Source organism: Kribbella rubisoli (genome assembly GCF_004217145.1).
GTDB lineage: Bacteria > Actinomycetota > Actinomycetes > Propionibacteriales > Kribbellaceae > Kribbella > Kribbella rubisoli.
Window position 1 is genome coordinate 46,074 of sequence record NZ_SHKR01000019.1, and the last position, 24,903, is coordinate 70,976.

General features: G+C 69.1%; 23 protein-coding genes. 11 read left to right on the top strand and 12 right to left on the bottom strand.

Features of this window, described 5'->3' with window-relative positions; translation table 11 throughout:
* Positions 1-3: 3 nt before the first annotated feature.
* From EV645_RS40315 to EV645_RS40330, 4 genes are all read right to left on the bottom strand, one after another.
* On the bottom strand, positions 4-1,689 hold the full coding sequence (locus EV645_RS40315; protein WP_130450387.1) for a Mur ligase family protein: 1,686 nt from the start codon (positions 1,687-1,689) through the stop codon (positions 4-6).
* A gap of 3 nt (positions 1,690-1,692) precedes the next feature.
* Positions 1,693-2,463 carry an enoyl-ACP reductase FabI gene (fabI, locus tag EV645_RS40320; protein ID WP_242000994.1) on the bottom strand — a complete coding sequence of 257 codons (771 nt, stop codon included), beginning with the start codon at positions 2,461-2,463 and terminating at the stop codon, positions 1,693-1,695.
* Between the two features lie 29 nt (positions 2,464-2,492).
* On the bottom strand, positions 2,493-3,197 hold the full coding sequence (gene fabG / locus EV645_RS40325; protein WP_130450391.1) for a 3-oxoacyl-[acyl-carrier-protein] reductase: 705 nt from the start codon (positions 3,195-3,197) through the stop codon (positions 2,493-2,495).
* Positions 3,198-3,406: 209 nt separating this feature from the next.
* Positions 3,407-3,619 carry a dodecin gene (locus tag EV645_RS40330; RefSeq protein WP_130450393.1) on the bottom strand — a complete coding sequence of 71 codons (213 nt, stop codon included), beginning with the start codon at positions 3,617-3,619 and terminating at the stop codon, positions 3,407-3,409.
* 74 nt (positions 3,620-3,693) lie between these two features.
* Here EV645_RS40330 and EV645_RS40335 point away from each other — a divergent pair, with 74 nt between their 5' ends.
* Together EV645_RS40335 and EV645_RS40340 are read left to right on the top strand one after the other, a co-directional pair.
* The gene (locus tag EV645_RS40335; protein ID WP_130450395.1) at positions 3,694-4,065 is read left to right on the top strand and encodes a DUF3099 domain-containing protein; all 372 of its coding nucleotides are present in this window, start codon (positions 3,694-3,696) and stop codon (positions 4,063-4,065) included.
* Between the two features lie 190 nt (positions 4,066-4,255).
* Positions 4,256-4,459 carry a hypothetical protein gene (locus EV645_RS40340; RefSeq protein ID WP_130450397.1) on the top strand — a complete coding sequence of 68 codons (204 nt, stop codon included), beginning with the start codon at positions 4,256-4,258 and terminating at the stop codon, positions 4,457-4,459.
* 48 nt (positions 4,460-4,507) lie between these two features.
* Here EV645_RS40340 and moaA read toward each other — a convergent pair whose 3' ends face one another.
* On the bottom strand, positions 4,508-5,527 hold the full coding sequence (gene moaA / locus EV645_RS40345) for a GTP 3',8-cyclase MoaA (protein ID WP_130450399.1): 1,020 nt from the start codon (positions 5,525-5,527) through the stop codon (positions 4,508-4,510).
* 57 nt (positions 5,528-5,584) lie between these two features.
* Between moaA and EV645_RS40350 the strand changes: the two genes are divergently transcribed.
* From EV645_RS40350 to EV645_RS40360, 3 genes are all read left to right on the top strand, one after another.
* Positions 5,585-6,376: an SURF1 family cytochrome oxidase biogenesis protein gene (locus tag EV645_RS40350; RefSeq protein ID WP_242000963.1), complete on the top strand. Its 792-nt coding sequence runs from the start codon at positions 5,585-5,587 to the stop codon at positions 6,374-6,376.
* Positions 6,303-8,150, top strand: a complete 1,848-nt coding sequence (locus EV645_RS40355) for a glycoside hydrolase family 15 protein (RefSeq protein WP_242000964.1) — start codon at positions 6,303-6,305, stop codon at positions 8,148-8,150. The genes EV645_RS40350 and EV645_RS40355 overlap by 74 nt, the downstream gene beginning before the upstream one ends.
* A gap of 63 nt (positions 8,151-8,213) precedes the next feature.
* Positions 8,214-8,969 (top strand): SDR family oxidoreductase, encoded by a 756-nt coding sequence (locus EV645_RS40360; protein WP_130450401.1) that lies wholly within the window; start codon positions 8,214-8,216, stop codon positions 8,967-8,969.
* 3 nt (positions 8,970-8,972) lie between these two features.
* Here EV645_RS40360 and EV645_RS40365 read toward each other — a convergent pair whose 3' ends face one another.
* Entirely contained in the window at positions 8,973-9,446 is a 474-nt protein-coding gene (locus EV645_RS40365; RefSeq protein WP_130450403.1) for a carboxymuconolactone decarboxylase family protein, read from the bottom strand.
* A 65-nt stretch (positions 9,447-9,511) separates the two neighbouring features.
* Entirely contained in the window at positions 9,512-10,603 is a 1,092-nt protein-coding gene (locus tag EV645_RS40370; protein WP_130450405.1) for a DNA polymerase domain-containing protein, read from the bottom strand.
* 310 nt (positions 10,604-10,913) lie between these two features.
* On the opposite strand from EV645_RS40370, the gene EV645_RS40375 reads away from it, so the two are divergent.
* The 6 genes from EV645_RS40375 to EV645_RS40400 all read left to right on the top strand — a co-directional run bounded on the left by EV645_RS40375 (position 10,914) and on the right by EV645_RS40400 (position 20,788).
* Positions 10,914-12,509, top strand: coding sequence for a M4 family metallopeptidase (locus tag EV645_RS40375; protein ID WP_130450407.1), 1,596 nt, complete (start codon positions 10,914-10,916; stop codon positions 12,507-12,509).
* Between the two features lie 100 nt (positions 12,510-12,609).
* A complete protein-coding gene (locus EV645_RS40380; RefSeq protein ID WP_130450410.1) occupies positions 12,610-14,349 on the top strand; it encodes an NAD(P)/FAD-dependent oxidoreductase in 1,740 nt (579 codons plus the stop codon).
* Entirely contained in the window at positions 14,342-15,700 is a 1,359-nt protein-coding gene (locus tag EV645_RS40385; protein ID WP_130450412.1) for an adenylate/guanylate cyclase domain-containing protein, read from the top strand. Before EV645_RS40380 ends, EV645_RS40385 begins: the two co-directional genes overlap by 8 nt.
* Before the next feature lie 82 nt (positions 15,701-15,782).
* Positions 15,783-18,170: a lamin tail domain-containing protein gene (locus tag EV645_RS40390; RefSeq protein WP_130450414.1), complete on the top strand. Its 2,388-nt coding sequence runs from the start codon at positions 15,783-15,785 to the stop codon at positions 18,168-18,170.
* A gap of 63 nt (positions 18,171-18,233) precedes the next feature.
* Positions 18,234-18,650 carry a peptide-methionine (R)-S-oxide reductase MsrB gene (gene msrB, locus EV645_RS40395; protein WP_130450416.1) on the top strand — a complete coding sequence of 139 codons (417 nt, stop codon included), beginning with the start codon at positions 18,234-18,236 and terminating at the stop codon, positions 18,648-18,650.
* Between the two features lie 68 nt (positions 18,651-18,718).
* Positions 18,719-20,788, top strand: a complete 2,070-nt coding sequence (locus EV645_RS40400) for an AAA family ATPase (RefSeq protein ID WP_130450418.1) — start codon at positions 18,719-18,721, stop codon at positions 20,786-20,788.
* Here EV645_RS40400 and EV645_RS40405 read toward each other — a convergent pair.
* From EV645_RS40405 to hemE, 5 genes are read right to left on the bottom strand one after another with little or no spacing between them, the layout of a single operon-like run.
* Positions 20,785-21,162 carry a VOC family protein gene (locus tag EV645_RS40405; protein WP_130450420.1) on the bottom strand — a complete coding sequence of 126 codons (378 nt, stop codon included), beginning with the start codon at positions 21,160-21,162 and terminating at the stop codon, positions 20,785-20,787. The genes EV645_RS40400 and EV645_RS40405 overlap by 4 nt on opposite strands.
* Complete coding sequence (gene hemQ / locus EV645_RS40410) at positions 21,162-21,857, bottom strand: hydrogen peroxide-dependent heme synthase (protein ID WP_242000965.1); 696 nt, start codon at positions 21,855-21,857, stop codon at positions 21,162-21,164. Before hemQ ends, EV645_RS40405 begins: the two co-directional genes overlap by 1 nt.
* On the bottom strand, positions 21,854-23,263 hold the full coding sequence (hemG, locus tag EV645_RS40415) for a protoporphyrinogen oxidase (protein ID WP_130450422.1): 1,410 nt from the start codon (positions 23,261-23,263) through the stop codon (positions 21,854-21,856). Before hemG ends, hemQ begins: the two co-directional genes overlap by 4 nt.
* Positions 23,260-23,769: a GNAT family N-acetyltransferase gene (locus EV645_RS40420; RefSeq protein ID WP_242000966.1), complete on the bottom strand. Its 510-nt coding sequence runs from the start codon at positions 23,767-23,769 to the stop codon at positions 23,260-23,262. The genes hemG and EV645_RS40420 overlap by 4 nt, the downstream gene beginning before the upstream one ends.
* Positions 23,766-24,806 carry a uroporphyrinogen decarboxylase gene (hemE, locus tag EV645_RS40425; protein WP_130450424.1) on the bottom strand — a complete coding sequence of 347 codons (1,041 nt, stop codon included), beginning with the start codon at positions 24,804-24,806 and terminating at the stop codon, positions 23,766-23,768. Before hemE ends, EV645_RS40420 begins: the two co-directional genes overlap by 4 nt.
* Positions 24,807-24,903 lie beyond the last annotated feature (97 nt).

Here is a 24,903-nt window from a genome sequence, read left to right on the forward strand (position 1 = left end):
GGCTCAGTGCTGGGCTCTCTCGACCTTGCTCTTCAAGGTCTCCGGTGTGTCGACAGTAGCTCCCTCGGACCGCAACCAGGCGTCAAGACTCGCCCGATCCTGCAGAGACATCACCGCCACCACATCGCCCGGCAGAGCTTCCGCGACCAGTGCCTGCGCCGCCTCGAGCTCGGTCGGGTACGCCGGTACGTCGTCCACACCCACCGATGCGGCGCCCTCGCGGAACACCGCCTCGAGCTCCGCCGGCGGCCGTCCGCGCAGGTAATCGCTCTTGTGACCGATCGCCACCCGGTCGGTCCCCCGCGCACCCATGGCACCGAGCGCCGCGACCATGTCGTCGGCCCGGTCCCCCGGCGACCCGAGAGCCAGCATCAGCCGGCCGCCTTCGCGGCGGACGCCGTTCATGATCTCGAGCAGCGCCTCCAGCCCGGCCTCGTTGTGGGCGAGGTCGATGACGACGGTGAAGTCGCGCAGCGAGTACATGTTCATCCGGCCGGGGTTGTTCTCGTTCGGCGCGAACGTGCTGAGCCCTTCGATCACCGCCGCCCGCGGCAGCCCGAGCCCGAGCGCCGCCGATGCCGCGGCCAGCGTGTTCTCGACGTTGTAGTGCGACAGCCCCGACAGCGTCATCGGTACGTCGACGACCTTCAGCAACGGTTCCGGATCCCGCGACTGGTCCAGCACCGTCACGAACCCGTCGAGCACCGTCGTCGCCCGGCCGCCCTCGTCGAGCACCGCCCGGATCGACGGCGAGTCAGGGTCACGCGAGAACACCCAGCATTTGGCCGGCGAGCCGAGCCGCATCGCGAACGTCCGCGGATCGTCGCCGTTCACCACACACCATCCGCGCGGACGGGTGATCTGGGTGATGACCGCCTTCACTTCGGCGAGCTGGTCGATCGTGTCGATCCCGCCCAGACCGAGATGGTCCGCGCTGACGTTGGTGACGACGGACACGTCGTTGTAGGCGATGCCGACCCCGCGCCGCAGGATCCCGCCGCGCGCGGTCTCGACCACCGCGAGCTGGATCCCGGGCTGGGACAGCACCTGTGCCGCGCCGCTCGGGCCGGAGAAGTCGCCGTACTTGATCAGTTCGCCGTCGAAGTACACGCCGTCGGTGCTCGACCAGCCGACGTGCAGGCCGGCGGCGCGACCGATGTGCGCGATCATCCGCGAGGTCGTGGTCTTGCCGTTCGTCCCGGTCACCGCGACCACCGGGACCTTGGGCCGCAGCGTCGGCGGCGGGTTGCCCGGCGGCTCGTCCCGCACCCGCTCCCCCACGGCCGCGATCAGCTCGCTCAGATCTTCAGCTCCGAACGCATCCAGCACCTCGACGATCGCTGCACCGAGCGCCTGCGCCCGGGCCTCGTGCGCCCACGGGAACGCGACGACCAACCGCCGTACGTCGTTCTCCGGGCGGACCCGGACGCCGATCCGCCCGATCCCGGCCTCGCGCGCGATCCGTCGTACGACGTGACCGACGACGCGGATCGCGAACCGCTGCCGGAAGCCCGACCCGATCCGGCCGGGCCGGGTGGTGCCGAGGCCGATCGCCTGCCCGTAGGCCTTGGCCGCCGGTGCGGGGGCGTCGACGATCGACGAGACGTCGAGTGTCAGCTTGACCGCGGCACGACTGAAATAGAGGTTGGCGCCGTCCAGGACGCGGAGCTCAACCAGCGATGTGGCCACCTATCACGCACCCATCGCGTGGTAGCCGCCGTCGACGTGGACGATCTCGCCCGTGGTCGCGGGGAAGAAGTCGCTGAGCAGACCCACGATCGTGCGGCCGGTCGGCTCGAGATCGGACGGGTCCCACCCGAGCGGCGCGCGGTCCAGCCACGGCTCCTCGAACTTCTCGAAGCCCGGGATCGCCTTCGCCGCAAGCGTCTTCAGCGGACCGGCCGAGACCAGATTGCATCGGATGCCCTGGGCACCGAGATCGCGGGCCAGGTACCGGCTCGTCGACTCGAGGGCAGCCTTGGCCACGCCCATCCAGTCGTACCCAGGCCACGCGACGGTCGCGTCGAAGGTCAGTCCGACGACGCTGCCACCACGACTCATCAGCGGCGCACACGCCACCGCCAGCGCCTTCAGGCTGTACGCCGAGACGTGCACCGCCTGGGATACGTCGTCCCACGGACCGTCCAGGAACTTCCCGCCGAGGATCGTCTCCGGATTGCCGTACGCGATCGAGTGCACGACCCCGTCCAGACCGTCGACGTGCTCGCGGACCGCATCGGGCAGAGCGGCCAGGTGCTCGGGGTTGGTGACGTCGAGCTCCAGTACCGGCGGCTCGGTCGGCAGGCGCTTCGCGATCCGCTTGGTGATGCTGAGCGCGCGGCCGAAGTTCGAGATCAGCACGGTGGCGCCCTGTTCCTGCGCCACCTTGGCAGTGGCGAAGCCGATCGACGAGTCGAGGGTGACTCCGGCGACCAGAATGCGCTTGCCGTCGAGGATGCCCACCGGCATGCCCTTTCTAGGTAGTAAGAGGTTTAGTTGCCCATGCCGATGCCGCCGTCGACCGGGATCACCGCGCCGGTGATGTAGCCGGCCTCCTCGGAGGCGAGCCAGCGGACCGCGTTCGCGATCTCCTCGGTCAGCCCGAAGCGGCCGAGCGGGATCTGACTCAGGTACTGCTTCTGGGTCTCCTCCGGCAGGACCGCGGTCATGTCGGTCTCGACGAAGCCCGGAGCGACCACGTTCGCGGTGATGCCGCGGCTCCCGAGCTCGCGGGCGATCGAGCGGGCCATGCCGATCAGGCCGGACTTGCTGGCCGCGTAGTTCACCTGGCCCGGCGAGCCGAGCAGGCCGACCACCGAGGAGATGAAGACGATACGGCCCTTGCGCAGCCGCAGCATGCCCTTCGCGGCCCGGCGTGCGACCCGGAACGACCCGGTGAGGTTGGTCTCGATGACCGAGTCCCAGTCGTCGTCGGACATGCGCAGCAGCAGCGTGTCGCGGGTGATGCCGGCGTTTGCCACCAGTACCTCGACCGGACCGTGCTGCTCCGCGATCGTGTCGAAGGCGGCGTCGACCTGCTCCTGGTCGGTGATGTCGCACTTCACACCGAGGAAGCCCTCCGGCGGCGGGCTGGTGTTGTACGTGACCGCGACCTGGTCGCCGGCCTCCTTGAACGCGGCGGCGATCGCCAGCCCGATCCCCCGGCTACCGCCGGTCACCAACACAGACCTACCCACAAGCCCTCCTCACCCGTCACCACACAAGTCAGCGGCACGAACGCTATCGCCTACAACGCCCTGCCCCGCACAGCGGGTCGCCCACCCCTCCTCCCCGGACGTCTCAGGGGTCAACCCCCGTGCTGGTCGGTTGCGGACGCTGATTCTGAGGTCTCAACCGACCGCCTGCGGGGTTAACCCCTGAGACGTCCGGGGGGTGGGTGGTGAGGTCAGGAGTCTTCGAGGCGGAAGCCGACCTTCATACCGACCTGGTAGTGGTCGATCTGGTTGTCGACGACGTGGCCGCGGATCTCGGTGACCTCGAACCAGTCGAGGTGACGCAGGGTCTCGCCGGCGCGGGCGATGCCGTTGGTGATCGCCTGGTTGATGCCCTCCTTGGAGGTGCCAACGATCTCCGTGACGCGGTAGGTGCGATCGGTCATGCGACATTCCTCTCCATCCTGGCTGCGCGCGGGGCGACGGCGCGGCGTACCGTTGTTCTTGCTGAGGAGGATAGATGTCGCGACACCGCGAGCGGACCGGCGAAACCGTCATTTCGGTGACGAGTGCACAGCCGGGACGTTCCGAGGATCTGGACAGCCGGATCGTGCGTTACGCCTGGATGATGTCGATCCGGATCGTCTGCTTCGTGCTGGCGGTCCTGACCCCGTCGCCGTGGCGCTGGCTGTTCGTCGTCGGAGCGATCGCTCTGCCGTACTTCGCGGTGGTGCTGGCGAACGCGCAACGATCGGCGACGCAGCCCGCCGCGGACCCCTACATCGCACCGTCGAGGCTCGCGATCGGGGAGCGTCCGACGGTCGTCGTACCGCAGGACGAGGACCCACATCAGGGGCCTCGTGAGGACCCCCGGACCGACACCGAAAAGTGATCTTGGCCGGGACTGGAAAACTGGCACTGATCCGTGTCAGAATCTCCCGCGTGCTCTGAAGTTCATGAGTGAAATTCAGGGACTTGATGCGGCGTCGGACGGCTCCCCCCGTGGCTGTCCGACGTCGCTTCATTTTGCCCAGGCTATTGATTATTGAGACATCAGGAATGCAGAGGAATGGCGCCAGCGCATGAGTGAAGAAGCCGCACCGGCGGTCTGCTCCGCCAGAGGATGCGGCCAGCCTGCGACCTGGGCGGTGCGGTGGAACAACCCGAAGATCCACACACCCGACCGGCGCAAGACCTGGCTCGCCTGTGACGAACACAAGGAGAGCTTGTCCGACTTCCTGGCCCGGCGGTCATTCCTGCGCGAGGTCGAACCATTCACCGGGTGAATGCCGCCTAGCGAAAAAGTACATTTCCGGATTGGGCCGGTATGACCGTCATCCGCCGATCGCGGACATCGGCCGGGACGGTTGCAGGAAGCTCGGGTCGTTGATGCCGTGGCCCGGGAGTTTGTTCCGCATCGCACGTCGCCAGCGGTCGGCCAACTCGGCATCGTCCGCGCCGTTCCGCAACGCCGTCCGAAGGTCGGACTCGGTACGGGCGAAAAGGCAGTCGCGGACCTGACCGTCGGCGGTCAGCCGGACCCGGTCGCAGTCGCCGCAGAACGGCCGGGTGACCGAGGCGATGATGCCGACGGTCTGCGGCCCGCCCTCGACCAGGAACGACTCGGCCGGCGCACTCCCCCGCTTCGAGGCGTCGTCGGGTGTCAGCGCGAACCGGCCGGACAGGGTTTCGAGAATCTCGTCGGCGGTGATCATCGTCGACCGGTCCCAGCCGTGCTGCGCGTCCAGCGGCATCTGCTCGATGAACCGCAGTTCGTAGCCGCGGTCGAGGCAGAACTCCAGCAATTCCGGCGCTTCTGCGTCATTCACGCCGCGCATGAGGACCGCGTTCACCTTCACCGGGGTGAGGCCGGCCGCCTGAGCCGCCTCGAGACCGGCGATCACGTCGTGTGCGCGGTCCCGGCGGGTGAGCCGCCTGAAGGTCTCCGGGCGAATAGTGTCGAGGCTCACATTCACCCGATCGAGACCGGCGTCCTTCAACGCCTGCGCCTGCCGGGCAAGGCCGATCCCGTTCGTGGTCAGCGAAACCTCGGGGCGGGGCGTGAGTTGGGTCGTCCGGGCAACGATCCCGACCAGACCGCGGCGGAGCAGCGGTTCGCCGCCGGTGAAGCGGATCTCGTTCACGCCGAGGTGCGTCACAGCGACCGAAACCAGCCGGATCACCTCGTCGTCGGTGAGCAGCTCGGGCTTGGCGAGCCAGTCCAGACCCTCTTCCGGCATGCAGTACGTACACCGCAGATTGCAGCGGTCCGTGAGCGAGATCCGGAGGTCCGTGGCGACCCGGCCATACCGGTCCGCGAGACCCGTCTGAGTCGCCTCCTGGATCGCTGTCATCACACCAGCGTACGTGCCGCGCGTCGGCGATTTCAGGGCATGGCTTAAGTTCGAGACGTGGGTCGCTTGATGAACGTCCGCTGGATCGCCGCCGCGCTGGCCGTCCTCGTGCTCGCCTTCGTGTGCGTGCAGCTCGGTCGCTGGCAGTTCCATCGCCTCGAGGAACGCAAGGCGCGGAACGAGGTGACCCGGACGAACCTGGCCGCGGCGCCGGCGCCGATCGACCAGATCCTGGGCCCGCCGGGCGTCGTCGGCGACCAGCACGCCTGGCGCACCGCCGTCGTCACCGGGCGGTTCGACGCGACCAAGCAGATCGTGCTCAAGTACCGCAACATCGACGACCGGCCGGGCTTCGAGATCGTCACCCCACTGGTCCTCGCCGACGGGAAGGCGGTCCTGATCGACCGCGGGTTCCTGCCGAGGCAGAGTTCGGAACTGATGCCGCTGAAGATCCCCGCGGTGCCGACGGGCGAGGTCACGGTCACCGGACGCCTGCAGCGCAGCGAACGTGGCGGCCACACGAACGGCGGCGTCCCGGACGGCGGTACGGCGCGACTGATCAACGGCCCGGACTTCGCGAAGGTGCTCGGGCTGAACCTGTACGACGGCTACATGATGGTGACCAAGGAGGAGCCGGCGAACGATCCGGCCTTCCTGGGCTTCCCGGGTCCGGAGATCGACGACGGCCCACACTTCTTCTACGGCCTGCAGTGGTGGTTCTTCGCGCTGCTGGCCGTCGGCGGACTCGTCTACTTCTCCCGACAGGAGGTCCGCGGTGCCAAGAAGCCCGCGCCAGAGCAGCCAGAAGTCGCCGAGCGGCCCGAGGCCCGTGCCGCAGCGAAGGATTGAGGACTATGCGCTGATCGGTGACCTGCAGACCGCCGCACTGGTGTCGAAGCAGGGATCGATCGACTGGCTGTGCTTCCCGCGTTTCGATTCGCCTGCCTGTTTCGCCGCGCTGCTCGGCAGCGACGACAACGGTCACTGGCGGATGGCGCCGCGGGACGCGGACGCGATCAGCAGCAGGCACTACCGCGGCGACACGCTCGTGCTGGAGACCGAGTGGTCCACCTCGACCGGCACGGTGCGCGTGATCGACTTCATGCCGCCACGCGATGCCGCGCCGGACGTCGTACGCATCGTCGAAGGCGTCAGCGGATCCGTCGAGATGCGGTCGGAGTTGAAGCTGCGGTTCGACTACGGTCACGTCGTTCCGTGGGTACGGCGGTCCGACGACGGACAGATCGATGCGATCGCCGGACCGGATGCGGTGTCGTTGCGGTCGGACGTGCATCAGTACGGACGCGACCTTGCGACGTACGCCGATTTCCGCGTCTCGGAGAACGACCGCGCCTGGTTCGTTCTGACGTGGCACCCGTCGCACCATCCGCTGCCCGAGCCGACGGATGCGCTGCAGTCGTTGGAGCCGACCGAGACGTTCTGGCGGGAGTGGATCGGCCGGAGCCACAGCTCGACCGACTTCGGCGAGGAGGTCACGCGGTCGGTGCTGACGTTGAAGGCGCTTACCTACGCGCCGTCCGGCGGTATCGTCGCGGCGCCGACCACGTCCTTGCCCGAGGCGCTCGGCGGCCGGCGGAACTGGGACTACCGGTACTGCTGGTTGCGCGATGCAACGATGACGCTGTCCGCGATGCTCCGCGCCGGCTACACCGACGAGGCCGAGGCCTGGCGGAACTGGCTGCTCCGCGCGATCGCGGGATCGCCCGCGGACCTGCAGATCATGTACGGCGTGACCGGTGAACGCCGGCTGACCGAGTTCGAGGCCGGCTGGCTACCGGGGTACGCCGAATCGGCGCCGGTCCGGATCGGGAACGCGGCCGCCGAGCAGCTGCAGATCGATGTGTTCGGCGAGGTGATGGACGTTCTGGCGCTGGCCCGCGAACATCAGATCGGCGCGACCGACGAGGCATGGCAGGTGCAGCGCGGCCTGATGGCGCATCTCGACGACGTGTGGGACCAGCCGGACGAGGGCATCTGGGAGGTCCGCGGCGGGCGGCAGCACTTCACATACTCGAAGGTGATGGCCTGGGTCGCGTTCGACCGGGCCGCGCGGGCGGTGCAGCGATTCGGGCTGAACGGGCCCGCGAAGGAGTGGCGGGCGCGGGCCGACGAGATCCATCGGGCCGTCTGCGAGCAGGCGTACGACGCGGACCGGAACACGTTCACGCAGGCGTACGGGAGCAAGGCGCTGGATGCCGCCGTACTGCTGATCCCGCAGGTCGGGTTCCTGCCGGCGGACGATCCGCGGGTGGTCGGGACCGTGGAGGCGGTGCAGCGGGAGCTGGCGTCGGACGGGTTCGTCCGGCGCTACCTGACCGAGCACACCGACGACGGGATCAACGACAGCGAGGGCACGTTCCTGATCTGCTCCTTCTGGCTCGCGGACGCGCTGGCGATGATCGGCCGGGTCGGCGAGGCCCGCGATCTCTACGAACGACTCGTTGCCCTACGCAACGACGTCGGGTTGCTCGCCGAGGAGTACGACGTGACGTCGGGCCGGATGCTCGGGAACTTCCCGCAGGCGTTCTCCCATCTCGGTCTGGTCAACACTGCCTGGCATCTGACCACGGCCGAGTCGCCGCTGCGCAAGTCGGCGTACTAGTTCTTGCCGGGGGCCACGAACTGTCGAGGTGCGCCAGCCGGTGCGGTGGGGCAGGATGGTGATGTGGACCTCGGACTGCGCGATCGCACCTACATCGTCACCGGCGCCAGCGCCGGGCTCGGCTTCGCCACCGCGAAGGCCCTTGCTGCCGAAGGCGCGCGGCTGGTGATCTCCAGCCGCAACGAGGAGTCGATCTCCCGCGCCGCGGCCGAGCTCGGCGAGAACGTCGTCGGAATCCCGGTCGACAACGCCGATCCCGAGAGCGCGGAGCGGCTGGCAGCGACCGCGATCGCCAAGTGGGGTGCGCTGCACGGCGCATTGATCAGCGTCGGCGGGCCTCGGCCCGGCACGGCGCTCGACAGCGAAGAGGACGACTGGCGGTCGGCGTTCGAGAGCGTCTTCCTCGGCGGGCTGCGGATCGCTCGCGCGGTCGCCCGGGCCGGGTCGGAGGGGACGTCGATCGCCTTCGTGCTGTCGTCGTCGGTGAAGTCCCCGATCAACGGACTGGCGATTTCGAACGGTCTCCGCCCCGGCCTGGCGATGGTGGCCAAGACGCTGGCCGACGAGCTCGGCCCGAACGGAATCCGGGTCAACGGCCTGATGCCCGGCCGCATCTCCACCGACCGCCTGAAGGAGCTGGACGGCAAGGGCGGCGACCCCGAGGCGACCCGCCGGGCGTCGGAGAAGACCATCCCCCTGCGCCGGTACGGCACGCCCGATGAGTTCGGCCGGGTCGCCGCCTTCATCCTCTCCCCGGCCGCCTCGTACCTGACCGGCATCATCATCCCGATCGACGGCGGGGCACTGCGCACTATCTGAGGATCAGCCCCACTGGCCCGGGACGTAGTCGCCGGCGGGTTGCTGGGTCATGACGTTGAGGCGGTTCCAGGTGTTGATGCCGGCGATGGCGCCGACCAGCGCGGCCAGCTGGTTCTCGTCGTAGTACTTGGTCGCGTTCAGCCAGACGTCGTCGGGGACTCCGCCGGCGGCGTCGGCGATCCGGGTACCGGCCTCGGTCAGCGCCAGTGCGGCACGCTCCGCGTCGGTGTAGACGGTGGCCTCGCGCCAGGTCGCCACCAGGTTGATCCGGACCGCGGTCTCGCCGTGGTGTGCGGCGTCCTTCGAGTGCATGTCGACGCACACGGCGCAGCCGTTGATCTGGCTGGCCCGCAACTCGACCAGCTCAAGGGTCGTGAGCGGTACGCCGGCGTCCAGCGCGACCCGGGCGGCCGCGTTGAGGTGCTTGATGAACTTACCGAGCACCGGGTTGGTGAACAGGTTGAGACGGGCGTCCATAGTGGTGTTTCTCCTTAGCGGATGAACTCTTTGACACCACTACGACGAAGCAGCTTCCCGAAGTGTCAGTCCGGTGCGATCCGGTTGCCCTGCTCGTCCCAGTGCTCGGCAACCTTCTTGCTCGGCTGGACGCGCGGCGGCTCCCCCGGCATCTTCGGGTAGTCCGGCGGGAAGTTCAGCTCGCCACCGGGCAGCTCCTCCCACAGCCGCAGCAGCGCATCGAGCGAGTACGCCGTCTCGTCCATGTCCGCCCACGGATCACCGTCCGAGAGGTACTCCGGGACCGTGTGCAGGTTGAACGCCCGCGGATCGTCGACCTCGGCCAGCCGCTCCCAGGACATCGGCGTACTCACCGGGGCACCGGGCCGGGGCCGCAGCGACCACGCACCAGCGACCGTGCGGTCGCGGAGGTTCTGGTTGAAGTCCAGGAAGATCGCATCCTCACGGCGCTGCTCCTTCCACCACGCCGTCGTCACACCGTCGTCGCGGCGCTCGAGCTCACGGCCGAGACCGATCGCGGCGTGCCGGACCTCGTCGAAGGACCACTCCGGCCGGATCCGCACGTAGATGTGGATCCCCCGGTTGCCGCTGGTCTTCGGATACCCGCGAAGCCCCAGCTCCTCGAGGAGCTCCCGGGCGACACCGGCTACCCGTCGGGCGTCGGCGAAGGTCGCACCCGGCTGGGGATCGAGGTCGATGCGCAGCTCGTCGGGGCGGTCGAGATCGGTCTTACGGACGGCCCACGGATGGAAGACCAGCGTGCCCATCTGGGCCGCCCACACCGCGGCGGCCGGCTCGGTCAGGCAGAGCTCGTCGATCGGGCGGTCGTTCGGCGTCAGCACGCGGCAGGTCTCGAGCCAGTCGGGAGCGCCCTTCGGGAGACGCTTGGAGTAGAAGCCGTCGCCCGTCTGCCGACCGACCGCGTCCACCGACAGCGTCATCCCTTCGCGCCAGCCACCCGGCCAGCGCTCCAGGGCGACCGGTCGGTCGCCCGAGGCGCGCATGAACGCCGGAGCCACACCGATGAAGTACTCGCAGACCTGAAGCTTGGTGACCTCCGGAGCCCACTCGGTCGCCTCGTAGACAACGCGTTCGGGGCTGGAAACCCGGACCTCGCGGTCCCCCACAGTGAGCATCACCGCTGTGCTCTTCGCCATGAGCACGACGGTATCGCCCCCCACCGACCATCCCGCGTCACCACTCCCGCCGACCATCCCGCGTCACCACTCCCGCCGAGGCCGTCTGAGGGGTCAACCCCGCAGGTTGCCGGTTGCCCCCCGAGAATCAGCCTCCGCAACCGGCCAGGTCAGGGGTTGACCCCTGAGACGTCCGGGAGCGGGGAGGAGTGCTGGGCGGGAAAGGCAACCTTTCCCGAGCTATGGCCACGGTAGGTGACCGAGCGGTAACGTTCCTGCACCTCGTTCCTGGGGCGTGAGGCCCCCGGGACACCTGAGAAGGAGCGCGAGGATGAACAGATCCGCCCTGTTCGCCGCTGCTACCGCAGTGGTGACCACTACCGCCCTCGGACTGACCAGCGCCACCACAGCAACCGGCGCGCCGACGGCCTCGCCTGTCCCCACCCCCGCCGCGGCCATCGCGAAGGCCAAGTCAGCAATCACCAGCAACCTCACCGCGCTACGGGCCACGACTGCCGACGCCTTCGTGGTCAAGGACGTCATCGTCGACGCCGACGGGTCCAACCACGTCCGGATGGACCGCACGATCGGCGGCCTCCCGGTGCTCGGCGGCGACGTCGTCGTGCATCAGGCCAAGGACGGCGCGTTCAAGGGCGCCAGCCTGACGCTGAGCAAGAGCGCGAACGTCGGCCGTACGCCGAAGGTCAGCGTCGCGACCGCGACCGCGAAGGCACTCGTCAAGGGCCTCAAGGCCGAGGGCAAGCCGAGCCTGGTGATCGAGGCCCGCAAGGGCGCTCCGCGGCTGGCCTACCTCGTCACCACCGGCGGCACCCAGGCCGACGGCACGCCGAGCCGCATCACCACGACGATCGATGCCCTGACCGGCGCGAAGCTGGTCAGCGAGCAGCACATCGAGACCGCGGCCGGTGACGGCAAGAGCCTGTACTCCGGGACCGTGCCGCTGCAGACGTCGACGGCCACCGGCGGCTTCACGCTGACGGACGCGACTCGCGGCAACGGCTTCACCGCGGACGCGAACAACAAGACCGACTCGATCCTGTGCCAGATCCTCCAGCTGGGTTGCCCGACGCCGACGAAGTTCGTCGACGCGGACAACCACTGGGGCACCGGCACCACCGCCGACCGCGCATCGGCGGCCGTCGACGCGCACTACGGCGCCGCGACCACGTTCGACTACTACAAGAACGTGCACGGCCGGAACGGGATCTTCGGCGACGGCAAGGGCGTTCCGAGCCGCGTGCACTACGGCACCAACTACGTGAACGCGTTCTGGGACGGCAAGCAGATGACGTACGGCGACGGCGACAACGTCGCGGCGGGACCGCTGGTCTCGATCGACGTGGCCGGCCACGAGATGTCCCACGGCGTCACCGAGCACACCGCCAACCTCACGTACTCCGGTGAGTCCGGCGGCCTGAACGAGGCGACCAGCGACATCTTCGGCACCCTCGTCGAGTTCTACTCCGACAGCGCCGCCGACCCGGGTGACTACTACATCGGCGAGAAGATCATGAAGGACCGTCCGGCGCTGCGGTACATGGACAAGCCGAGCAAGGACGGCCAGTCCCCCGACTGCTACAGCTCCGGCGTCGGCAACCTCGACGTGCACTACTCGTCGGCGATCGCGAACCACTTCGCGTACCTGCTCGCGGAGGGCACCGGCGCGAAGACGATCGGCGGTCTGCCGCACAACTCGCCGACCTGCAACGGTTCGTCGATCACCGGCATCGGCCACGACAAGCTCGGCAAGATCTGGTACCGCGCGCTGACGACGTACATGACCAGCGGAACGACGTACGCCCAGGCCCGGACCGCGACGCTGAACGCGGCCACCGACCTGTACGGCGCCGGCAGCGGCGAGCGCGCAGCCGTCGCGGCCGCCTGGTCCGCGGTCGCAGTGAACTAAAGGGTTTTGCCGGATCCCTGTCCCACTGGGGCGGACAGGGATCCGGCGAACAAACGCTTTACGCATTGCCACGCGGTTTGTGCGGACCTACCGTCACACCATGGGTGGGGAGCCCCGGGGGCATCGTGAACCGAAACGGCCGCGCTTGAAGGCGGCCAGACCGCTACTGCTCGTCGTCGACGCTGACCCGGAGCGTCTGGAGCGTTGCGAAACGGAGTTGGACCGCGGCTTCGGCGCCGACTTCCGCGTGCGGGGCGAGGCGACGACCGCGGCTGCGTTGGACGTTCTACGCCGAGCACACGAGTCGGAACAGCGGGTCGCCGTCGTCATGGTCGACAACGCGCTGCCCGACGACGAACGCGCCGATCTCTTCGCGGCCGCACGGACCCTGCATCCGGACGCGCGCCGTGCGCTGCTGATCGAGTGGGGCGCGTGGGCCGACCGTGCGACGGCCTCCGCGATCCTGACCGCGATGTCGGTCGGCGACATCAACTACTACGTCCTCAAACCGTGGATCGGGCACGACGAGCTGTTCCACCGGACCGTGGCCGAGTTCGTCCAGGAGTGGTCGCGGTTCGAGGTCGCGAACCTGCGTGAGGTCGTGGTGATCGCGGCCGAGCTGTCGGTCCGGGGCCAGGAGATCCGCAGCCTGCTGGCCCGCAACGGGATCCCGAGTGCGTTCCGGGCCAGCGGTACGCCGCTCGCGAACGACGCGCTGGAGTTCATCGGCGAGCCGGATCCCGGCGACCGTGTGCTGGTGTGGATGCCGGCAGTCGGCGGCACCCTGCTGCGTGATCCGACCGATGTGGAAATCGCCGAGGCCTGGGGTGTGCCGACGACGTTGGCGTCGGACGACACGTCGTTCGACGTACTGGTGATCGGGGCCGGTCCTGGTGGATTGGCCGCCGCGGTGTATGCGTCGTCCGAGGGTTTGCGGACGCTCGTCGTCGAGCGGGAGTCGATCGGCGGGCAAGCCGGTACGAGTTCGCTGATCCGGAACTATCTCGGTTTCTCGCGCGGTATTCGCGGGTCGGATCTGGCGCAGCGCGGGTATCAGCAGGCGTGGGTGTTCGGGGCGCATTTCGTACTGATGCGGACGGTCGAGCATCTCGAGAAGAGCGACGGCGAGTTCCGTGCCGTGATCGGTGATGTGGGCGAAGTGACGGCGAGAGCAGTCGTCCTCGCGACGGGCGTCACGTACCGGCGGCTCAACGTTCCCTCGCTGGAGAAGCTGATGGGGAACGGCGTGTACTACGGCGCGAGCGTCTCGGAGGCGCACGGGCTGATGAATCGGGACGCCTGCGTGGTCGGCGGCGGGAACTCAGCGGGACAAGCGGTTCTGCACCTCGCGCGCTACTGCCGGCAGGTGCTGCTGGTGATCCGCGGCGAGGACCTGACGGCGAGTATGTCGAAGTACCTGATCGACGCGATCGATGCCGCGGACAACGTCACGGTGCGGGCGTCGAGCGAGGTGGTCGACGGCGGCGGCGACGGGCGGCTGCAGCGGATGACGCTGCGCGATCGCAAGACCGGCGCCGAGGAGACCATGCCGATCGACGGCTTGTTCGTGATGATCGGCGCGGTGCCGGGGACCGAATGGCTGCCGGAGGGCGTGGCGCGGGATCCGCGCGGGTTCGTGCTGACCGGATCGGACGCGGCCGCGGATCCGTTGTGGCACGAGAACCGGCCGCCACAGCCTTACGAGACGACGGTCCCCGGGCTGTTCGCCGTCGGGGACGTGCGGTCGGAGTCGGTGAAGCGGGTGGCCTCGGCGGTGGGCGAAGGATCCGTGGTGGTCTCGCAGATCCACACCCATCTCAGGGTCTCGTCGGATGCCTGAACGGCGGTTCGTCTACACGCCGGCGATGGTGGCGCTCACCGCGCTGGTGCTGCTCGTACCGCTCGCGGGTCTGGTGTTGCTCCTGCGCCAGCCACAGTTGGACCTGCACTGGGAGCATCATCCGACGCACTTCTGGCTGGTACTGCTGACGGCGAGCCTCAGCGCCGGTCTGGCGTATCTGACCGGCGCCACGGCACTACGCCGAGGCGACGCGCGCGTGCTGTTCGTGTCGCTGGCATTCCTGTCGGCGGCTGGATTTCTCGGACTGCACGCGCTCGCGACTCCGAAGGTCCTGCTCGACACGCCGAACGCCGGATTCACGCTCGCAACGCCGGTGGGCGTCGCGCTGGGGTCCGTGTTCGCATTCCTGTCGAGTCTGACCATCTCGGGCGTCGCCTGGGGCCGTCGTCTCCGCGTCGCCCTGCTGCTCCTGATGGTGTTGTGGGCGGTGGCTTCGGTACTGCGGTTGCCGCCGCTGCACCAGACGGCGGTTCCGGAGACCGCCGACGGCATCCTGACGGCCCTCGCCATCCCCGCGATCATCCTTTATGCCGTTGCGGCGGTGCGGTATCTGCAGACCTGGTGGGCCCGGCCGTCGTTGATGCTGCTGTCGATGGTGTCCGCGTTCGTGCTGCTCGCCGAGGCGATGGTCGCGCTGGTGTTCGCGCGGAACTGGCACCTGTCCTGGTGGGAGTGGCACGTGCTGATGCTGTCGGCGTTCGTGCTGGTTGTGGCCGGGGTGCGGATCCAGTGGTACGAGGAGCGGTTCGCCGACCTGTACCAGGCCGGCACCGTGTCCGGGGAGCGCGAGCTGAGCGTCCTGTTCGCGGACCTGCAGGGCTTCACGACGTTCTCCGAGAAGCACGGTCCGGCCGAGGTCACCGCGATGCTGAACACGTACTTCGAGGTCGTCGTACCGCAGGTGGTACGACGGCACGGCGGCGATGTCGACCGGATCATCGGGGACGCGTTGATGGTCACCTTCAACAAGCGGGGCGACCAGCCGGACCACGCACGCCTGGCGGCCGCCGCGGGGCTCGCGCTGCAGGCAGCCGCGGCCGCTGTCCAGGCCACGCACCCGAACTGGCCGAAGTTCCGGGTCGGGATCAACAGCGGGATCGCGTCGGTGAGCCTGCTGGGGACCGAGGGCGGGCGGACGCACACCGTGATCGGGGACACGGTGAATGTCGCGTCCCGGATCGAAGGCAAGGCTCCCGGCGGGGCGGTCGCGATCGGGCCGGCGACGAAGGCGCTCCTGCCGCAGGCACGCACCGAGTCACTCGGACTGCTGAGTCTGAAAGGCAAGGCAGAGCCGGTGGAGGTGTACCAGTTGCTCGCGCTGGGCGAATGATCACCCGTGCGTTCGAGGCGCGCACCGGGTGTTCACGCGTTGGACCTTGGAACGCACATCTGCCGGTGTGAGAATCCGGGCCATGTCTGCCCTGAACCGACCACGGCGCCGCCTGGGCGCCCTCGTGGTCACGACCAGTCTTCTCGCCTCCGGGTTGGCGGTGGCCATCCTCGCCACGCCCGCCCAGGCCGCTTCGACCGATGTGCTCGTCACCGAGGTGTACGGCGGTGGCGGCAACAGCGGCGCGCCGTACACGAACGACTTCGTCGAGCTGACCAACAACAGCTCGGCCGCGATCGATGTGAGCGGCTGGTCGGTCCAGTACGCGTCGGCTGCCGGCAGCACGTGGCAGGTCACCAAGCTGACCGGCAGCATCGACCCGGGAGCGACGTACCTGGTCCAGGAGGGCGGCGGCGCGAACGGCCAGCCGATGCCCACCCCGAACGTCACCGGCACCATCCCGATGTCCGCGACGGCCGGCAAGGTCGCGCTGGTCACCACGCAGACCGCGCTCGCCTGCGGGGCGACCTGCCACGCGGACCCGAGCGTGAAGGACTACGTCGGCTATGGCACCGCGGGAGACTCCGAGACCGCGCCTGCGCCGGGCCTGTCGAACACCACCTCGGCCGCGCGCAACGACCCGAAGCAGGACACCGACAACAACAGCGCCGACTTCAGCGCGGGCAACCCGTCGCCGGGAACGCTGACCGGTGGACCGGCCGAGCCGCCCGTGGACGCCAAGATCCACGACATCCAGGGCGCCGCGCACCGCTCGCCGCTCGAGGGCAAGCGGGTCTCCAACGTCACCGGTGTGGTCACCGCGGTGAGCAGCAACGGTTTCTGGTTCCAGGACCCGCAGCCGGACGACAACCCGGCCACCAGCGAGGGCGTGTTCGTCTTCACCAGCTCCGCGCCGACCGTCTCCGTCGGTGACGCACTGAACGTCGAGGGCTCGGTCGCCGAGTTCCGCCCCGGCGGCTCCGGCGGTACGACGAACCTGACGACCACCGAGCTGACCAACGCGAAGATCACCGTCACCGGCACTGCCGCCGTACCGGCCGCAACGATCGTCGGCCCGGGCGGACGCGTTCCGCCGTCGACCGTGATCGACGACGACTCGGCCGGTGACGTCGAGACCACGAGTACGGCGTTCGACCCGGCCAATGACGGGCTGGACTTCTGGGAGTCGCTGGAGGGCATGTGGCTGGGCATCAACCAGCCGCAGGTCACCGGCCCGACGAGCTCGTTCCGCGAGCTGTCCGTCGTGCCGGCCGGTGCCGAGGTGCGGACGGTCCGCGGCGGGATCCTGCTGCAGAAGACCGACAGCAACCCGGAGCGGGTGCTGCTGGACGACGTACTGGTGCCGATCCCGGACGCGAAGACCGGTGACAAGCTGGCCGGTGTCGTGACGGGTGTTCTGGACTACTCGTTCGGCAACTTCAAGTTCCTGCCGACCGTCACGCCGACCGTCATCGACGGCGGCGTCAAGCGTGAGGTCACCAAGAAGTCCTCGATCGCGCAGGTATCGGTGGCGACGTTCAACGTCGAGAACCTCGACCCCGCCGACGGTCCGGCCAAGTTCGACGGGCTGGCGCAGGCCGTCGTCAAGAACCTCGCCTCGCCGGACATCCTCGGGCTCGAAGAGGTGCAGGACAACGACGGCGCCGTGAACTCCGGGACGGTCGCTGCCGACGTCACGCTGAACACGCTGGCCGCCGCGATCGTGAAGGCGGGCGGACCGAAGTACGCCTGGCGCGAGATCGACCCGGTCGACGGCGAGGAAGGCGGAGAGCCGGGCGGCAACATCCGGGTCGCGTTCATGTATCGGACCGACAAGCCGGTCAAGTTCGTCGACCGCGCGGGCGGCGGCTCCACGGTCGCGACGACGATCACCACCGACCGGTTCGGCAAGCCGCACCTGAGCTCGTCGCCGGGCCGCGTCGACCCGGCCAACCCGGCCTGGGCCGACACCCGGGTCCCGCTGGCCGGCGAGTTCACCTGGCTCGGTCAGTCGCTGTTCGTGGTCGTCAACCACTTCAGCTCCAAGGGCGGCGACGACCCGCTCTGGGGCCGGTTCCAGCCGCCGGTGCAGTCCAGCGCGCCGAAGCGTCACCAGCAGGCCGAGGCGGTACGCGGGTTCGTGGACCAGATCTTCGCCAAGGACAAGGGCGCGAACGTCGTCGTGCTCGGTGACCTGAACGACTTCGACTGGTCGCAGACCGCGGACATCCTGGTCGGCTCGGGCAAGACCTCGCTGATCGACCTGCCGCGGACGCTGCCGCTGCCGGAGCGCTACAGCTACGTGTTCGAGGGCAACAGCCAGATCCTGGACCAGATCCTGATCTCGCAGAACCTGCGCCCGGCCTCGTCGTACGACGTCGTGCACATGAACGCGGAGTTCCCGGACCAGATCTCCGACCACGACCCGCAGGTGGTGAAGCTGATCCCGCTGCCCTCCTGGGTGCGATAACCGGAGTCTTACGTCGGACGGTCCGGGCGGGGTTTTCCTTGCCCGGACCGCGATAATTGAGACGTGACTGATTCAACCAAGCAGTACGCCGTCCAGAAGTCCGACGCGGAGTGGAAGGCGCAGCTCTCCCCCGCCGAGTTCCACGTGCTGCGCAAGGCCGGCACCGAACGGCCGTTCGTCGGTGAGTACACCGACACCAAGACCGTGGGCGTGTACAAGTGCCGCGCCTGCGAGGCCGAACTGTTCCGCAGCGAGACCAAGTTCGACTCGCACTGCGGCTGGCCGTCGTTCTACGCGCCGCTGGCCGAGGACCGGGTCGAGTACATCGAGGACAGCACCCTCGGCATGAAGCGCGTCGAGGTCCGCTGCGCCAACTGCGGCTCCCACCTGGGCCACGTCTTCGAGGGCGAGGGCTACGGCACCCCGACCGACCAGCGCTACTGCATCAACAGCGTCAGCCTGACGCTCGCCCCAGCCTGAGCTTGCGAACCAGTCGCCCGGTCTAGCTCTAGACTGGGTCGGCTGGTGGCTCCTGGGGAAGGATTTTGGTGGCAGACGACGTCCGCAGACCGCGAGTTCTGGATGTGCTGGCGGCATCGGAGCCGTGGGAGGTACCAGCCGAATGGACGGCTCGGGTTCGCGCTCAGCTGCGCGCCTGGGCCGACGACCCGGAGGCACTGCGGCCGTTGCGGGCGGAGGCGTTCCCGGGCTTCATCAAGGGCACCCCGGCGTCCGTCTGGTTCACCCACGAGATCGCGCCCCTGCTGACCGGGTGGATCCCGGTCCTGCACGGTGAGTACGCCGATCTCGGCACCGAGCTCACGCACGAGTTCTACCGCCCGTCCTCCCGGCTCGGCGGCGGCGGACACGTCGTGTACGTCGCGCCGACCGACTGGCACCTGCAGGCGATCGCCGGCGCCCGCGGCTTCCGCGACCACGGCCGGCGGCAGGCGCTGCGACTGACCCGGGACGTCGTCAGCCTGTTCCTCGACGCTCCTCCGATGGCGGCCCGCGCCCAGGCGCTGACGACCGCCTTCGACCGGGTCCTCGCCGACCGCGAAGCGACCCACCTGCACGTCACGGGCGAGTACGACGACATCGCGCAGTACTGGCGCAGCGACGCGCTCAAGGACAGCGAGCGCGCCGTACTCCCCGAGCTCGGCGGCCCGACCGCGGCCCTGCGCTACTCGCTCAATTCGATCCGCGACACCCACGCCCGGCTGCTGATGACGAGCCCGGACGAGTACGCCGGTGACTACGCCCAACTGATGGCAGAGCTGATTCTCGCCACCGGCCTCCGCGGCATCCCGCAGGCGGTCGCGAAGAGCCTGGGGAGCACCACCCAGGACCTGGAGAAGGCGCTCAGCTCGATCCACCAGACGTTCAACCGGCAGGTCTGGCTGGCCCATGTCAACCAGTGGCTCGCCCGTGCGATCCGCAACGACCAGGCGCCTGTCGCCCGGGCCTGGGCCGCCGCAGCCACGCGGGCCGCGATCCATCTGTCCGGCGTACTGTCCAAGGCGCCGTGGCCGGAGCCCGAGATCCCGGACCTCACGTCGCTGTTCCACATCCTCGACCGCGAACGCTGGAGTGCCGTCGAGGCCACCGCCGCCGCGGAGAGCGAGGCGAACTCGCTCTCGTCGGTCTGGAACACCGTGCGCACGGACGCCGACAGCACCGACAGTGCCGGCAGCGCCGACGGCACCTACGGCACCGACAGGGCCGGCGGCAACCTCGACGAGCCGCTCCCGAAGCCGCTGGACTTCAGCGACGACCCGCTCGCCGAGCTCGACTCGCTGATCGGCCTGGAGTCGGTCAAGAACGCGGTCCGCAAGATGGTGGCCGAGGTGAAGACCAACCTGCGCCGGACGGAGCTCGGTCTGCCGAGCCACGAACGCGCCCGGCACATGGTCTTCGTCGGCAAGCCCGGTACGGCGAAGACGACGATCGCCCGACTGCTCAGCCGGATCTACCACCAGCTCGGCGTGCTCGAGAAGGGCCATGTGGTCGAGGTCGACCGGTCCGACCTGGTCGGACCCAGCGTCGGTTCGACTGCGCCGATGACCGCGGGCAAGTTCCGCGAGGCGCTCGGCGGCGTGCTGTTCGTCGACGAGGCGTACAGCCTGACGCCGGAGAACACGCCGGGCGACTACGGCCTCGAAGCGGTCGCCACGCTGCTGAAGCTGATGGAGGACCACCGGAACGACTGCATCGTGATCGTGGCCGGATACCACCGGGAGATGCAGCGGTTCATGGAGTCGAACACCGGTCTGGCGTCACGCTTCCCGAAGCTGCTGTCGTTCAGCGAGTACGACACCGACCAACTGGTCGCGATCTTCGAGCTGCAGTCGCGGCAGAAGGGCATGATCTACGGCGAGGACGTGCTGGACAAGGTCCGCACCGTCATCCCGCCCGCGCCCCGTGGCCACAGCTTCGGCAACGGCCGTTTCATCCGGAACGTGCTCGAGGAGGCCATATCCAACCAGGCCACCCGGCTGTCCACCCGCGACCCCGAGAGCCTGACCGAGCGCGACCTCCGCGAACTCATCCCGATCGACGTGAAGCCGCCGACGTCGATGCGCGCCGAGGACTACCTGCTACAGAAGCCCGGCACCTAGACCGGCGTCGCCAGCGCGACCGGGTTGCCCTCGGGGTCGGCGAGGTAGGCCTGCCGTTCGCCCCAGGGCATGGTCGCGGGCTCCTGCAGGACGCGGTGGCCCGCAGCTCGGAAGACTTCCACCTCGGCCTCGACGTCGTCGACGTACACGAACAGCTCGAAGCGCGGCGCCGTGCCGACGGTGATGCCCAGTTGGGCCTCGGGCCAGTTCGCGTCGGACAGGCCGAGGGACGAGTCGCCACGCTCCAGGCCGACGTAGTGCGGGGTGCCTTCCAGCGGGAACTGGTACGTCGACTCGTAGCCGAGGAGCGTGTAGAACTCGACCGACCGGCGTACGTCCTGTACGTAGAGGACCGGGAAGGCCTTACGAGTCATCACACCAGGTTGGCGATCAGCTCACCGAGCTCGGTGCGCTTGCCGGTGTAGAACGGGACCTCTTCACGCACGTGCCGCCGGGCCGTCGACGCGCGCAGGTCGCGCATCAGGTCGACCATCCGGTGCAGCTCGTCGGCCTCGAAGGCGAGGATCCACTCGTAGTCGCCGAGTGCGAACGAGGCCACCGTGTTCGCCCGTACGTCGGGGTACGTGCGCGCCATCTTGCCGTGCTCGGCGAGCATGAACCGGCGCTCCTCGTCCGGCAGCAGGTACCACTCGTAGGACCGGACGAACGGGTACACGCAGATGTACCGGCGTGCCTGCTCGTCGGCCAGGAACGCCGGGATGTGGCTCTTGTTGAACTCGGCCGGCCGGTGCAACGCGAACTGCGACCAGACCGGGACCAGGTGCCGGCCGAGCCGCGACCGGCGCAGCGCGTGGTACGCCTGCTGCAGCGCGTCCGACGTCGACGCGTGCCACCAGATCATGAAGTCGGCGTCCGCCCGGAACCCCTCGAGGTCGTAGATGCCGCGGATCACCACGTCGTCGGCCGCGAGCTTGCCGACCAGATCGTTGAGCTCGGTGGTCAGCTCGTCGCGGTCGGCATCGCCGAGCGGCGTCTCGACCTTGAAGACCGACCACAAGGTGTAGCGGATGACGTCGTTGAGCTCACGGGCTTTCGGCTTACCAGTCACTTCGCCATTGTCTCCAATGCCTTGAGATGCTCCAGCACCCGGGTGGCCGCCTTGCCGCCGGACGCGATACACGCCGGAATCCCGACGCCCCGGTACGCCGCTCCACAGACAGCCAGCCCCGGTACGTCGGCCACCGCCGCCTCGACCCGATCGACCCGATCCAGGTGCCCAACGGCGTACTGCGGAAGGCCGCCACCCCAGCGCGTCACGAGCGACCCGACCACCTCCGCCTGCAGGCCGATCGCCTTGCGCAGATCGGCGGCCGCGAGCGCGACGAGCTCCTCGTCGGGGCGCTGCAGCAGGTACTCCTCACCGAGACGGCCGACCGAGGCACGCAGTACGGCCAGGTCTCCCCCGGCCTCCGCGGACCACGCCCACTTGGCGTGCGAGTACGTCGACGCCTTGATCGTGCGCTGCTCGACGGACGGCACGAGGAACCCGGATCCGGTGGCCGTGTCGGGCCAGTCGCGCTTGCGGACCGCCAGCGTGACGATCGCCATACTCGCGTACTCGATCGCCGCGAGCTCGGTCGACGCCGTCGGCGCCAGGTCGGTCAGCATCCGCGCGGCCGGGGCTGCCGGGACGGCGACAACCACCGCGTCCGCGGTCAGGTACGTCGGCGCGGGCACGGGTCCGGCCTCGAGCGTGAACCCGTCGGGCGTCCGCGAGATCCGTCGTACGGTCAGTTTGCGGCGGATCTGCACGCCGCGAGCCGTCAGGTCCTGCTCGAGCGCGGTGATGATGCGATTGATACCCCCGACGACGCCCGCGAACACCGGCTGGCCGGCGCGTTTCTGGCCCAGCTCGCGGAGCTCGGCTGTCGCGGCGAGCAGGCTCGACGCGGTCCGGAGCTTGGCGTAGAGGTCCGGTACGGCGGCTGCGAGCGAGATCTCGTCGGCCTTCCCGGCGTACACCCCGCCGAGCAGCGGGTCGATCAGCTTGTCGGTGACCGCGGACCCCATGCGATCGGCGACGAACCGGCCGATCGCCACGTCCTCGGTCAGCGCAGGCGCGGGGAGGTCAGCCTCATGGGCGACCTGCGCGGCGGCCTCTGGTCCGAGCACGTCGGCCGTCGCGGACGGATCGACCGGGACGCCCATCACGGTCGGCGGGATCGCGTGGATCCGGTCCCCGACCCACAACCCCGCAGAAGTCGTCGCCGGGTGGACGATGTCGTCACCCAGCCCGACCGCCCGGATCAGGTCGACACCCTCCGGTCGGCGCGCCAGCACCGACTCGGCGCCCAGATCTACGGGCACACCCTCGATCTCCGCACCGGCCAACTTCCCGCCGAGCCGCGGCGACGCTTCGAGCACGGTGATCTGCGGCGGATTCGGCCCGGTCGCGAGCGCATACGCCGCCGCCAGCCCGCTGATCCCGCCACCGACGACAACGACCCGGCTCACACGCCCTCCAGGATCAGTTCGTACCGCTTTCCCGGGCCGAGATCGGTGCTCGAGGTCCCGATCTGCCGGAAGCCGGTCCGGGTCAGCACCGTCTGGGAGGCGGGGTTCCGGTCCGAGGCCCCGGCCCGCAGCGTCGTGAGCGCGTACTCCGTCGCGGCGAGGCCGATGATCGCCCGTACGGCAGCCGTCGCCAGGCCCTGTCCCGCCCACTTCTCAGCGATCCGGTAGCCCAGCTCGGCCGACCCGTTCTCGAGATCGACCAGGTTCACCCGCCCGGCGACCGCGCCGGACCCGTCCACCAGCACGTGGAACCGGCAGATGCCGGCCGCCTGCTCGGCGAGCAGCGCCGCGTGCTTGGCGGCGAAGTTCGCGAAGTACTCGTCGCCGCGGTCCCAGATCCAGTTCGTGAAGTACTCGCGGTTCTCCCGCTCGAAGGCCAGGACGGCGTCGGCGTGGCCGGCGGTCAGCGGCTCCAGAGTCACCGGGTGGTCCGGCAGACGAATCACCGAGCGCTCCGGTTCTGGACGTACTTCGTGATCCGCGCCAGCACGTCGGGATCGGCGTTCGGCGGGACTCCGTGGCCGAGGTTGAAGATGTGGCCCGGAGCCTTCTTGCCCTCGTCGAGGATGCGGTCGATCTCGGGCTCGATCGCGTCCCAGCCCGCGAACAGCAGCGCCGGGTCCAGGTTGCCCTGGACCGGCTTCGGGGTGTCGAGCCGACGGACGGCCTCGTCCAGCGGCACGCGCCAGTCGACTCCGACCACGTCGGCGCCGGCCGCGCTCATCAGGCCGAGGAGCTCGCCGGTGTTCACGCCGAAGTGGACCCGCGGTACGCCGTACGACTTGATCGCCTCGAAGACCTTGGCCGAGTGCGGCAGCACAAACCGCTCGTAGTCGCGCGGTGACAGTCCACCGGCCCATGAGTCGAAGAGCTGGATCGCGGACGCGCCTGCCTCGACCTGGACCGCGAGGTACGCGATCGCGACGTCGGCGAGCCGGTCCGCCAGGGCGTGCCAGAGGTCCGGACTGCCGTGCATCATCGCCTTGGTCTTCGCGAAGTCCTTGCTCGGCCCACCCTCGACCAGGTACGACGCGACCGTGAACGGCGCGCCCGCGAAGCCGATCAGCGGCGTACCGCCGAGCTCGGAGGCGAGCTGCTGGACGGCCTCGGTGGTGAACGGCACGTCGGCCGCGGTGACCGGGCGGACCGCCGCGACCCCGGCCGCGTCCCGGATCGGGTCCGCCGCCACCGGGCCGACGCCGGGCTTGATCTCGATGTCGTAACCGGCGAACTGGAGCGGGGCGACGATGTCGGAGAAGAAGATCGCCGCGTCGACGCCGTAACGGCGGACCGGCTGCAGCGTTATCTCGACGACGAGGTCGGGACGCATACAGGACTCGAGCATCGTGATGCCCTCGCGCACCTTGCGGTACTCGGGCAACGCCCGGCCCGCCTGTCGCATGAACCACACGGGCGTATGCGGGACCGGCTCCCCCCGGGCAGCCAGCAGGTACGGGGAACGGTCGAGTGACGTCGAAGGCACACAGCGATGATCCCACGCGGTCCGCGGCGACTTGTCAGCACCGTCGCGGCCAGTTACCGGCGCGTCTAAACAAGCGTCGGTGAGTAATCGGTCGTAG